Source organism: Cyclobacteriaceae bacterium (assembly GCA_030584025.1).
Lineage (GTDB): Bacteria > Bacteroidota > Bacteroidia > Cytophagales > Cyclobacteriaceae > UBA2336.
The window spans coordinates 1,143,117-1,155,647 of sequence record CP129487.1 but is presented as its reverse complement, the minus strand read 5'-3'; the positions used below and the strand labels follow the sequence as shown (position 1 = coordinate 1,155,647).

General features: G+C 39.8%; 10 protein-coding genes. 4 read left to right on the top strand and 6 right to left on the bottom strand.

Annotation, left to right across the window (positions count from 1 at the left end; translation table 11 throughout):
* Positions 1-46: 46 nt before the first annotated feature.
* From QY309_05565 to QY309_05550, 4 genes are all read left to right on the top strand, one after another.
* Entirely contained in the window at positions 47-1,213 is a 1,167-nt protein-coding gene (locus tag QY309_05565) for a glycosyltransferase family 2 protein (protein WKZ60949.1), read from the top strand.
* A gap of 185 nt (positions 1,214-1,398) precedes the next feature.
* A complete protein-coding gene (locus QY309_05560) occupies positions 1,399-2,106 on the top strand; it encodes a YebC/PmpR family DNA-binding transcriptional regulator (GenBank protein ID WKZ60948.1) in 708 nt (235 codons plus the stop codon).
* A gap of 160 nt (positions 2,107-2,266) precedes the next feature.
* Positions 2,267-3,178: an outer membrane beta-barrel protein gene (locus tag QY309_05555; protein ID WKZ60947.1), complete on the top strand. Its 912-nt coding sequence runs from the start codon at positions 2,267-2,269 to the stop codon at positions 3,176-3,178.
* Positions 3,178-3,858, top strand: a complete 681-nt coding sequence (locus QY309_05550) for an SDR family NAD(P)-dependent oxidoreductase (GenBank protein WKZ60946.1) — start codon at positions 3,178-3,180, stop codon at positions 3,856-3,858. The genes QY309_05555 and QY309_05550 overlap by 1 nt, the downstream gene beginning before the upstream one ends.
* A 7-nt stretch (positions 3,859-3,865) precedes the next feature.
* Here QY309_05550 and QY309_05545 read toward each other — a convergent pair whose 3' ends face one another.
* From QY309_05545 to QY309_05520, 6 genes are all read right to left on the bottom strand, one after another.
* A complete protein-coding gene (locus QY309_05545; GenBank protein WKZ60945.1) occupies positions 3,866-5,359 on the bottom strand; it encodes a PAS domain-containing sensor histidine kinase in 1,494 nt (497 codons plus the stop codon).
* Positions 5,360-5,904: 545 nt separating this feature from the next.
* A complete protein-coding gene (locus tag QY309_05540; GenBank protein ID WKZ60944.1) occupies positions 5,905-6,708 on the bottom strand; it encodes a hypothetical protein in 804 nt (267 codons plus the stop codon).
* A gap of 72 nt (positions 6,709-6,780) precedes the next feature.
* Positions 6,781-7,785, bottom strand: a complete 1,005-nt coding sequence (locus QY309_05535) for a GRP family sugar transporter (GenBank protein ID WKZ60943.1) — start codon at positions 7,783-7,785, stop codon at positions 6,781-6,783.
* Between the two features lie 12 nt (positions 7,786-7,797).
* Positions 7,798-9,354 carry an alpha/beta hydrolase-fold protein gene (locus tag QY309_05530; protein WKZ60942.1) on the bottom strand — a complete coding sequence of 519 codons (1,557 nt, stop codon included), beginning with the start codon at positions 9,352-9,354 and terminating at the stop codon, positions 7,798-7,800.
* A 14-nt stretch (positions 9,355-9,368) separates the two neighbouring features.
* On the bottom strand, positions 9,369-10,928 hold the full coding sequence (locus tag QY309_05525) for an alpha/beta hydrolase-fold protein (GenBank protein WKZ60941.1): 1,560 nt from the start codon (positions 10,926-10,928) through the stop codon (positions 9,369-9,371).
* A 34-nt stretch (positions 10,929-10,962) separates the two neighbouring features.
* Entirely contained in the window at positions 10,963-12,531 is a 1,569-nt protein-coding gene (locus tag QY309_05520; GenBank protein ID WKZ60940.1) for an ADP-ribosylglycohydrolase family protein, read from the bottom strand.

Here is a 12,531-nt window from a genome sequence, read left to right as displayed (position 1 = left end):
TCAAAAAGGGATTTTTTCACCATTTTTAGGGCCATTTTTAGCGCCCATGACCGATTTTTACCTCTTTTTGTTTTGGATCAGTTCAGGCATTCTTCTATACACATATTTAGTTTACTTCCTGATAGCCGTGGTGCTGGCAAAGTTCAGTTCCCGAAAAGCACCCAAAACCCAAGAAACTACCGATTGGCCTGCCGTTACGGTGGTTATTGCCGCCTACAATGAAGAACGGTTCATCGCTGAGAAGCTGCAAAACTCATTGTCGCTGGATTACCCGCATGAAAAACTATCCATTTTAGTCGTCACCGATGGATCATCAGACAATACGATAAACATCGTTAACACGTTTGATCGGGTACAGCATTTTCATGAACCGGAACGCAGAGGTAAAATTCATGCCGTTGACCGGATCATGAAACACATTCAAACCCCCATTACAGTTTTTACAGATGCCAACACACTGCTTAATGCGGAAGCCATCAAAAATATCGTGCGTCATTACCAGGATGAAAAAGTTGGTGGAGTGGCCGGAGAAAAACGCGTGATTAGTAAAGAAGCCGACAGTGCTTCAGGGGCTGGCGAAGGTCTGTATTGGAAATATGAATCGATGCTTAAAAAAGCAGATTCCGATTTACATACCGTGGTTGGCGCGGCCGGAGAATTATTTTCTATACGAACACATCTGTATCAAAGTCCCCCACCCGACACCATCATTGAAGATTTTTACCTCTCTATGAAAATTGTTGCACAAGGCTATCGTTTTGTTTATGAACCGGATGCCTATGCTATGGAAGGGCCATCCGCCACCACCGAAGATGAGTGGAAACGAAAAGTGCGCATTTCAGCGGGTGGCCTCCAAGCAATAGCCAGACTAACCAATCTGTTCAACCCGTTTCGCTACGGTGTTACCTCATTTCAGTACATCTCACACCGCGTATTGCGCTGGACGTTAGCTCCCCTATCGCTTGTGACTCTTCTCATCAGTAATGCTTTTTTATTTTCTTACGGATACATCTTTGAACTAACCCTATATGCGCAACTTGCCTTTTACTTGTTAGCATCGATCGGTCACATCTTTCGAAACAAAAAAATTCCGATTAAAGGATTTTTTGTTCCCTATTATTTTACCCTGATGAACCTGAGTGTGTTCTTCGGGTTGATCAGAATACTGAAAGGCCGGCAATCGGTTGTTTGGGAGAAGGCAGAAAGGGCTTGATGGATTGGAAGGTGGACTTTACGCAAAGACCTAAGAACTATTGTCAGCCTGAGCCTGTCGAAGGCTATTTCAGGAAGAAAACCGGTTTCGACAGGCTCAACCTGACAGGCTCACTTTAGTTTGCGTAAGTCCAGTTGGAAGAATAAGCGCGAAAAATTTATTTTTGACCCCTTAACTGAATTACCATGGGACGGATTTTTGAAAAACGAAAACACAAGATGTTTGCCCGGTTCGACAAGATGGCAAAAGCCTTCACCCGGATTGGAAAGGATATAGCCATTGCCGTAAAGCAAGGCGGGCCGTTACCGGAAAACAATCCCAAGCTGCGCATGGCCATTCAAAACGCCAAGGGCGTGAACATGCCCAAGGATCGTGTGGAGGCTGCCATCAAACGTGCCTCCTCAAAAGAAGAAAAAGATTTTCAGGAAGTAACCTATGAGGGCTATGGTCCGCATGGTGTACCAATTTTAGTGGAGTGTGCCACCGATAACCCCACGCGCACCGTGGCTAATGTACGGTTGCACTTTTCAAAAAATGGCGGCAGCATGGGTAACTCCGGATCCGTGTCCTTCATGTTTGAACGAAAGGGTGTTTTCAAATTCGATCCGGATAAACTAGATTTAGATGAACTGGAGCTTGAACTGATTGATGCCGGGGCTGACGACATTGAACGTGGAGAAGAAGAAACCATTGTGTACACCAAATTCACGGAGTTTGGTCACATGCAAAAGTATCTGGAATCAAAAAACCTGGAGCCTAAGAGTTCAGAACTACACTACATTCCAGCTACCACAAAAGAGCTCACAGAAGAGCAACAGGATGAAGTGCTGAAATGTGTGGAAGCCCTGGAAGGTGATGATGACGTGCAGAACGTGTATCATAACCTCGCGTAATCAAATCCAAACAAACCCTTTGCTTATTGCATGCCCTTCAGGGATTTGGATCATTAATCCATCGTTAACAAACCCTTTTGCATCATTAAGTGCCCTTTCCCTTAATTGGGATTAATTGCTATTTTGCCTTGATAATTGCGTTTATCAAATGACCCCTGCCATGCTTAAACCATACATCCTGCTCATCACGCTATTTGCAGGCTTCTATGGTGCTGATGCTCAGGAGGTTCACTCATTAGGTGTTTTCACAGGTTTCACCATTCCGTATACGTGGGATGAAGGCTTCAACAAAGATCCACGCTACCGGCTTAAGTACAATGTAAAATTCGCTCCAATTGGAGTTCACTATGGCGTTGACCGACCCGGTTTTGGTTTTACATTCGATCCAAGCATTTTTAAAGCAGGGCAACACTTTAACGTAATCAACATTGCCGGTGGTGATGTGGGGGAACGAAATATCAACCTCACCTACTTTCATGCACCAATTGGTTTTAAATTACACCTGATTGATATGTCCTTCTTCAAGGTAAGCTTTGTTGCTTCTGCCAGTGTGGCTTACCTGATTGGTGGAGAAGAAACTATAACCCATACCGATAGTAAACTGCGCTTCTCACCTGCTGTAATTCCAAATTTACCGGCTGAATACATTGTGGAATATGATGGTGTCATCGTACCAAACCTGAGTAATCAGGTTCTGTTGGAGAAAAAAGATTTTAACAGCCTTCAGTTTTATGGTGCCATTGGTTTTATGTCCGATTGGGATATTGGTGAAAACTACCGTGTTTCATTTGACCTGCGTGGATACTATGGAATATTTGATACCCGTAAACAGGATTATATCGATCAAATCAATAACAACACAGCCATTTACGATTTACCGGGTCAGCGTAGGGAAATGTTTGCATACCTCACCATAGGGTTTTCGCGAATCGTGGAGATCGACATCCGCGAAAGGCGAAAGAAAAATCAGAAAAATACCGGCTCACAAACGGGCCCCGTTCAATCCAAGTATCAACACCTGCATGGCGGAAAGTCGAAGAAAAAACACAGTCCGCCTAAAAAGAAAAATTGATGCCGCAGAAAAACGTGATCATTACCGGAGCAACCGGCAACCTGGGTAAGGTAGTTACACAAAAATTTCTTCATGCAGGTTATACGGTTATTGCAACCACATCTCACCGATCCACAATTCACGCGGAAACAAAAAATCTTACCTATTACAACATTGATCTTTCCAGCGAAGAAGAATCAAATTCATTTTTTAAGAAAGCAATCGCTGCACATGGACCAATTCATGCGGCCTTGCTTTTGGCCGGAGGGTTTGCGCCAGGAAAACTTCATAAAACATCGGGTGAGGATGTAACCAAGATGTTTACACTCAATTTTAAAACTGCCTTTCATATTGCGCAACCCGCCTGGGCACACATGAAGGAGCGGCAAGAAGGGCGCATTATCCTTATCGGGGCAAAACCTGTATTGAATGCCGGTGAAGCTAAAAACTCCGTTGCCTACTCGCTCTCTAAGTCGCTAATTTTTAAACTTGCTGAAATTTTAAATGCAGAAGGGAAAGATCACAACCTCACGGCAAGCGTACTTGTTCCCGGCACGATTGATACCCCTGATAATCGAAGGGCCATGCCCAATGCCGACTTCAGTAAGTGGATTTCACCGGATGCAATGGCCGATGTGATGTTGCGCATTTGTGCAGATGGTGAATACGCCAGCCAAAATCCGGTTATCAGCATGTTTTAAGCATCTGCTATTGTAATGCCTTTTGATTCGGAAGGGCTATTCGGAAAGTTGTGCCTACTCCCAACTGCGACTCAACTTGAATTGTTCCATGAAGTTTCTCAACTGCAGCTTTAACAATGTAAAGCCCCAGACCTGACCCTTTACTATCAGCTGATGCACGGAAAAACATTTTGAAAATTTTGTCGAGGTAGTGATCAGCAATTCCTATTCCATTATCGGTAAATTCCATTTGAGCCTCGTGCTCTCCAACATTAATTTTTATTTTGATGTATGAATCAGCCTTCCATGGATCGCGGTACCGTACCGCGTTGGACAGTAAGTTATTCATAATAATCTGTATCCGGCTTCTATCAGAATAGAAAGAAGAAGTTACCGTGATTTCCTTTATTGATTTCACCAGATTAGCATCGTCCATATAACGCAACGAGCTAAGCGATTCCTCCAGCAAAGCTTCAAACTCGATTGGCGCAGGTAACAACTCCATCCGGGAGTTTCGCGAATAGTGAATTATGTCGGTAATGAAATTGTCCAGTTTCAGAATGCTTCGATCTACCAGGTTCAGGTAATTGGTTGTTGGCTCCGATTGGTTTTCAAGTCTGATTAAATTGATAAGCCCTTTAATCGACATTAAAGGAGCCCGCAAATCATGTGAGGCACTATACACAAACCGGTCCAGCTCCGCATTAATCCTAGAAAGCTCTTCATTTTGTGCCGTCAACTTGTCTTCAGCTTGCTTAAAGGCAGTAATATCCCGCGAGTAAACGGTTAAACCGGAAACTACACTATCTTCAACAATCGGATAAGTTTTGATTTCAAACACGCGCCACTCTCCATCGATCAGGTAGGTGTCCACATTCCGGCCGGGCCGTCCGCGCAGGCCTTGCATGTATCGGTCTGTCCACGTTCTCCGAAGCTCAAGATTTTCTTCAGGAAGTAGTTCGATTATATTTTTTCCTTTTTCCAATCGAACTCCAAACGCCTTTTTGTATTGTTTGTAAAATTCTTTGTTAAAATCAATGAGTTCAAATTGGGTATTAATTAACCAAATGCTGTTGTCGACTGTATTGATGATAGATCGAAGATTGGCTTCGTTCTCCAGCAGCCTGCGCTGGTAAGCCTTACGCACGGTGATGTCGCGACTAAACACAGAAATGTAGACCTGATCGTGCAACGGAATGGCCTTGTAATACACCTCCCAATAAAAGGTTCGTCCATCGAGTTCAAACGTATCCTCCACACGAAAGGGAGTGCTTGTTTTTGCCAATGCACAACGTGATCGCCATTCTTCAGCCAGTGCTGAATTGACGGAGGTCATGGCATTGACGATGTTGCAACCCGGTTTTAAATCGAGCCCATAATTTTCCAGGAATATCCAGTAAAATCCATTGTTGATGGAAACTACTTCAAGCTGATTATTTACAATTAAAACATTGGCATCAGCATCCTCAATTATACTATTGAACATCTCCTGCAGGATGTTCGGCTCCAACTGCTCAATCATGTACGAAGGGAAATAAACCTGTGGCTTACTACGAAATGCACTTGGCTTAGTACGGGGTTTACCGTAAAAAGTTTAGGAACCGTCAGCGAAATGACAATTTTTTAAGGAAGGGCTTTGGTGCGGATGGGCAAGAAACAAAAAATGCAACCACCTTATTCATAAGCAGTTGCATTTTATTTCGTAGCCCGTACGGCTCCGGAACCGTTATTGTATTTCGCTCATTGTGAATATGTTACAGGATTCACATTTTTTGACAAACCGAAATGCCGGATTTTTAAATCCTGCCACCGATATCAAAACACAGCATGTTAATGAACTATTTTCTTAAATCAAATATAATTAAAATTCTTTAAATTCTATTCAACCGATTAAAATCTCCAGGTGAAAATCCCTACCCGCGAAGGGCTGCTAGAGTAGGGCCCTAAAAGTAACAACGATCATTAAAGCCAAGAATATAGACTTACAATAAAAAAAGCTAAAGAGGACGCGAGTCCTCAATAGCCTTTTACCAAACTAACCTGTTTCTTAATAAAATCTAGAAATTACTAGTCTTCATAATATGTATATGACCAAGACTCAGAAAAGGGACCCCCACTGCTTGTTCCATTTTTGGTTTGAGTTGCTACTCTATTTTTGGTATCAAAAGTATATTCGAAATCTGCACGATAATTAGATGTAGGATCAGCAGTAATATGGCGGACATAAGAATCAACAAGTTTTTTGCTTTGCTTACCGAAAGTACCACCAACATTTTTCCATTCGGAATCAATTTGATATATCTGGTGAATTCCGCTCACATTATCACCAATAGTATACGCAAACTCTCTGTCTTCGGTAACTGATACCCCGTCATCTCCGTAACGTATTCTGTTGGTAACATTGCCATTCAAAATGGTCAAATCATATTTTAAATGGCTAGTACCATCATAAAATTCGAACACTTTAATCATTTGTCCATCACTATTATACTGATATGATTCATACTCAGTTTGTTCTTCATTCCAGAATTCTTTAGTCACTCTGTTTTCTGAATCAATTTCATATACTGTTTCATTACCACTTTTTGTTATTGTAAGTTTACCAGCAACTGAATAGTCATATAGGATAACATCATCTAAATCTCCATTCCAAAAGTTGTTAATGCTCGTAACACGATCATTATCGTCATAGATAAATTCCCACATTTCAACTTCATCCCCGCTTCCTCCAGAGTAATCAATTGAAATTGACTTGATCAAGGAGGCTTCAACTTCCGGTGCACCACCACCTTCATCATCACTACATGCGCTTATCAATACCATGCTTAACGTAAGCACAGCCATACTTAAAAACATCAGATACTTTTTCATAGTTGACTTGTTTAGTTATTGTTTCGTTTTTTTTGATCAGATTAAAATTTATTCTTTATCCATAGTAAAAATTTAATTATTCCCAGCAGTGATGATTAAAATCAACCCTGAAATAAAAAGCAGGAACATTGCTATTAAAAGAAGATTAACCATTTTGCTACCACCTTTAAATTCTTTCCAAATAAATACTCCCCACAAAGCAGCTACTAGTGTTGCACCTTGACCTAAACCATACGAAATTGCTGCACCTGCCTTCCCAGCCGCCAGGAAACTCAAAATTGTTCCTAAGCCCCAAATCGCACCGCCGGTTATACCTACAAAATGAGTTGATATACTTCCATTAAAATATTGCCCGTATGTAACAGGTATTCCCACAAAAGGCTTCTTCATAATAATGGTGTTGAATAAGAAATTACTTAGGAATACGCCCAATGCAAAGAGGAAAAATGCAGTATACGGTGTTGCCATCCCAACTGTTGGTGATTCGAAATTATTAACATCCATGGCTGCAGCTACGAAACGGTAAAAGAAAGACATCAAAACCCCAGCGATTAACGCAAGCCTAATACCCTTTGATGAAGCGTTCTTTTCACCTTTGTTCATTTTTCCGGAGGCAATACCATTAAAAATAATCGCTACCATTACCAATGAAACTCCAAGAAACAGAATGATAGGATCACCTTTTGGTTCGCTGATATAGTTAACTACAACACCCAACACCAATGCAATTCCGACACCTAACGGAAATGCTACTGCCATACCCGCTATTGAAATAGACGCTGACAATAAAATATTTGACGCATTGAAAATAATACCACCGAGTATAGCACTTCCAATATTAGCTGCACTGATTTGTACTAAATCATCAACAAACCCTCTACCCTCCTCACCTGTAGACCCTAAAGTTAACCCGATAAGAACCGAAAGTAGTAGAATACCAATTACGTAGTCCCAATAGAATAATTCAAAGCGCCAAGTTTTGGCAGCCAATTTTTGCGTGTTTCCCCACGAACCCCAACATAACATGGTGATTACCGTGAATAAAATTGCCAGTGAGTAACTATTTACTATATACATATTTGTTTTTTGTTATCGGTGAATTTTTTTTTGGGTGAAATCGAGAAATTCAGAAAGGTTTTTCAACCAGTAACTTTTATCAATTACACTTTCTTGAACGCGATATTCATGATAGATATCTTTTTCCCTTAATAGGGTATGCGCCTTACCATTTGAAAAATAGTTAGGACTCTTATCAGTGGTGGTAAAGTATAACCAGGTACGTGAGAAAACATCTTTATTCTTTTCAATTGATATTTGAAGTGCATCAAAATTAATATCACTGTCAATCGCTACACATGAGGTGAATTTTTGAGGTACAGATGCTAATGCCAATGCATTCCTCCCGCCATCATGAAGTCCAATCAAAGAACGAAAGCGATATCCATCACGGATTCGATATTCTTTTTCCACTTTCAAAATTGAACTGTTTAACAAATCAACACTGTCGTCCTTCAAGAAAACTAAAATGGAGGTTGGAAATTTATCAGTATGGATAGCATTTTTTACATAGTTTGATATTTCATTTTGTGACTTTTCTTCTAAGATTCCGAGAAAATAAATAACAGGATATGAGCGATTTGTTTGTGCATACTCCTCTGGAAGCACAACAGTATATGCATCGTGTTTGACAAACTTTTTAGATCCGGTACTAGCGACTTCATTAAATTGATTTGTTATTATATCTCCTCTGTATAGTTTTCCTTCAAAGGCATCACTAATAAACCGAAATCCATTTGGCATTGCTGCTCTCCAATAAGAAAATTCATGACCGCCATTCCGTATTCTAAATTCATGCGGAAAGTTTCTATCACGTAACAGGATATGTAATTCTTCATTGCTTTTAGCAAGGGTATACTCATCATCACCATTATCAATATATAATTTGAGGTTTTTGTATTTCGAAAGATCACTTTGTCTGAAAATGTGAAATGGAGAATGTTGTTTGTAATATTCAGTGATTCGTTCTTCACCAGATTTCCCAACACCACCAAATAACCGACCCCACTGTTCATTCCACTTGTCACTACGCTCGGTTTCGTATTGATCATCTGTTCGAACAGAAATACTTAAGGGCACGCTAATCGTAAATACATCAGGATTTTTGAGTGGTAATACTAAAGCACCAAACCCACCCATTGAATATCCCATGGTTGCACGATGATCTTTATCAGGGATGGTTCTATACTGCTTATCAATAAATGGTATTAGTTCTTTGATGAACATATCTTCATACAGAAATTTTCCGGCGTAATCATTCACATAATATGTTCTAAAACCCTCTGGCATTACAAAAATCATCGGAACGATGTCACCATTCTTTATTGCACCATCTGTAAATTGATTCACCCGGCCATATTCCAGCCATGAAGACTCATTGTCACCCAAACCATGCAAAAGATAAACGACTGGATATTTACTTGTTTTAGAAGTATAATAGTCTTCGGGAAGAATAATAGAGTATTTAACTTCTTGACTCAGAATTTTACTCTCTATTGAAAGCCCTTCTATAATTCGTAACGGTACTTGTTGAGCATGAACAGTCATCTCAAAAAGCAGTAGTGCCGATATGATTATACTTCTCTTCATTTATTCTTTATACCTTATTCTTGCGTAAGTCGTACCTTTAAAATTGGAAGTGATTCATATAAACCATTCAAAAATGATTGATATGTTTCCGTACCTTGTCTTACTCTATATTCGTATCCAATTTCTTGTTCTCTTAGTTTCATGTACAAATTGTGATAACCTCTATATCCAATTGCATCATCTGTAGTATCCAGGTAATAGAAAAGCTCACCTGGATTCTGTGCTTCGTCAGCTAGTTGTGCTCCTATTAGGAAACATGAGCTAAATAACTCTGAATCTTCAGAAACTATTTCCGTAACAATTTTCCCACTCAATCCATTACCTATAATGGTTCGGCTTAAATGGCTGGGTTTTGCCCTATATTTTGACTCAACCCCTTCTATAATTTGAACCAGCTTATCATAATCCACTACCTCTGATACTTTGATTTCAACTACGATTGCATTGGGAATTTTAGATGCAGTCATTGCATTTCTGAATATGGAAAAAACATCGATCAGATTCGCTTGTGAATTTTCATCGTCATGAATAAAATAAATGGTTGGATACTCACTCAGGGTTGAAGCATACCCAACAGGTTCTAATATGCGAAGTGATTCGTCCGATATATCAATGGATTCAAAGTCGCTGCTGATAATGCGTGTACCAATCTCTACTGGAGTAGCTTCTGTTGGATGAGGTATTCCCTGAACACCATTGCTAATAAATCTCAACGCTTCGACAAGTGATTTTTTCCAGTAGTCGGTTGTATGTGCGCCATTTCTGACACGATATTCATGAGGAATCTTGCGATCGCGCATCAATACATGTAAATTATCATTTGTATTGGAAAGAGATTCCTCATCATCCCCACAATCCAAAAGAATTTTTAAATTACTAAATTGACTTTGTGCTGTTGGTGAATCAAAGAAATGAAAGGGACTGTGTTCTTTGAAATGATCAGTAAGTCGAGCTTCTCCACTAAGTCCTTTTCCTCCAAATATTGGAGCCCATTGATAATCGAATACACCTTGTGGTTCTTCTTGATATTGTTCGTCTGTTCGGAAGGACATGCTAAGCGGAACACTAATTGTAAAAACATCAGGATTCAAAGCTGGTAAGATTAGGGAACCATAACCACCCATTGAATACCCCATGACTGCACGCGCTGATTGATTCGCCTTTGTTCTGAATAACTGGTCGACAGTGGGTACTAACTCCGTTGTGATCATATCCATATAGGGATAATTTCCCGTGTAACGATTTGCCCAATAGGTGTTATAACCGATGGGCATAACATAAATCATCGGAGTAATCTCACCTTCAAATAAATCAACATAGTACTGAATATTTAGACTTGAGTACCAAGCTTTTTCATTGTCACCAAATCCATGAAGGAGGTATACTACCGGATACTCCTCAGTTGAGTCATCATATCCTTTCGGTAACAAAACTGCGTAGTTTATATCCACCTTAAATATTTGACTTCTCATTTTCTGATTCTCTAACAAACGAACAAATGGCTCCTCTACGGGAGAAATATTCTCCTCACATCCTGATAGTATACAAAGCATAATAACAGCGCTAAACAGCATTATTCGTCGATATCGTCTTTCTTGTCTCAAACTGCTATTGTATTAATGCAAGCGATTTTCCGGGGGCATCACTATAGATCACTATAGACTTCATGTATATACTGAAGTCAGGATTTCTATTCACCCACTTAATCTCCACATGATGCTTTCCCTGTTCCAATAAATACTTGTGAAAGATGTCGTATTTTCTTACGATATAATCATATGGCATTTTAACTTGCTCTACTTTTTCACCATCGATGTAAACATCCAATATCGCTACGTAATCACTCGTTGGAACTGAACAAATACTATTTACATTTCCTAAAACAACAATCCCATTTCCATCGAAATCAATATTGATATTCTTATCCGTATAATGTTGACGCAAATAACGTTCTTCAGTTGGAAACATCCCTTCAAAAGACTGTTCCAAGCGTACTGCTTTAGGTTGTTGTACTTTTATGGTTACACTATCTTCCCCTATTTGACCACCATTTTGTTCAATCAATTGAAGTGCATGCTTAAATGTCAAATCATACACTTCGTTTAAGGTGATCTCCATATATGGAAATTTTAATCCTTCTGATTCTTCAAGTGCAGGTTTCCAAAATGAAGGAATGTTTTCATAGCCAAGCATTACACCCAATATACCTGCAGCTGTTGCTGGATTACAATCTGAGTCTTGTCCACTACGTGTTGAGATATCCATTGTTTTATAAAAATCCTTTTCACCATACAATAACCCAATCACAACATAAGCGGCGTTGAGCCGCGCATCGATATTAAAGGAATTGAAAACTCCTTCCGGGCATCCTTTTTCAGAAGTATGTTTCTTTTCTATTTCAAACCAAGTTTCCTTCCAATCATTTGGGTATTGCTTGTGCCATCCAATTACATCAGCAATTGTTTGATAAAACAAACTCTCCTTCGGTATTGTCTTGAGTGCTTCTTCCACAACAAACTGAATATCATCTGAAGTGTATGCCAGGGTATACATGGCGGACATATAAACTCCACCATACCAGCCATCACCATAATTCATGATATGGCCGATCCGATCACAGAATTCAGATGCCGTATTAACCATTCCCGGAGCCATCATTCCGGCAAAGTCTGCTTCTATTTGAAAGTCAATATCGTCAGCATGTGGATTGTTCATCCAATGCCCAGATGCAGGAGGCATAATTCCATTTAAGATATTATACCGAGCAGCCTGGTTTGCATGCCAAAGTTTGTAATCTTCATTTGCAAATTCAATTGCAAAAGAATCGGCAGGAGCATTGAGCCCAACCTTCTCTAAAATGTTCACAAATGTTAGGTCGAGGTATACATCATCATAAAGTCCCGGATCCAATTCAAAAGTTTCCTTTATATAATGATCATGCCAAACCATATTTTGATAATCCTGAATCATGGTTCCTTTAAATCGAAATTCTGTTGGCCCACCAAATGTTACCCCAATGGTTTGACCCGCCCATCCACCACGGATTTTATCTTTTAACGTTGCTTTTGAAATTCGCAATTCACTGGAATATTTCCGGGGATTTAATTTTTGCTCATCGCAGCCGATGCTTACGATTAATAAAATTACCAAGACACATTTCGATCTATATATTTTCAT

Excerpts from the sequence above, each read along its gene's own strand:
- QY309_05550 (WKZ60946.1), top strand. The coding sequence starts at position 3,178 with ATGCCGCAGAAAAACGTGATCATTACCGGAGCAACCGGCAACCTGGGT.
- QY309_05545 (WKZ60945.1), bottom strand. The coding sequence starts at position 5,359 with ATGATTGAGCAGTTGGAGCCGAACATCCTGCAGGAGATGTTCAATAGT.
- QY309_05530 (WKZ60942.1), bottom strand. The coding sequence starts at position 9,354 with ATGAAGAGAAGTATAATCATATCGGCACTACTGCTTTTTGAGATGACT.
- QY309_05555 (WKZ60947.1), top strand. The coding sequence starts at position 2,267 with ATGCTTAAACCATACATCCTGCTCATCACGCTATTTGCAGGCTTCTAT.
- QY309_05540 (WKZ60944.1), bottom strand. The coding sequence starts at position 6,708 with ATGAAAAAGTATCTGATGTTTTTAAGTATGGCTGTGCTTACGTTAAGC.
- QY309_05565 (WKZ60949.1), top strand. The coding sequence starts at position 47 with ATGACCGATTTTTACCTCTTTTTGTTTTGGATCAGTTCAGGCATTCTT.
- QY309_05535 (WKZ60943.1), bottom strand. The coding sequence starts at position 7,785 with ATGTATATAGTAAATAGTTACTCACTGGCAATTTTATTCACGGTAATC.
- QY309_05525 (WKZ60941.1), bottom strand. The coding sequence starts at position 10,928 with ATGCTGTTTAGCGCTGTTATTATGCTTTGTATACTATCAGGATGTGAG.
- QY309_05520 (WKZ60940.1), bottom strand. The coding sequence starts at position 12,531 with ATGAAAATATATAGATCGAAATGTGTCTTGGTAATTTTATTAATCGTA.
- QY309_05560 (WKZ60948.1), top strand. The coding sequence starts at position 1,399 with ATGGGACGGATTTTTGAAAAACGAAAACACAAGATGTTTGCCCGGTTC.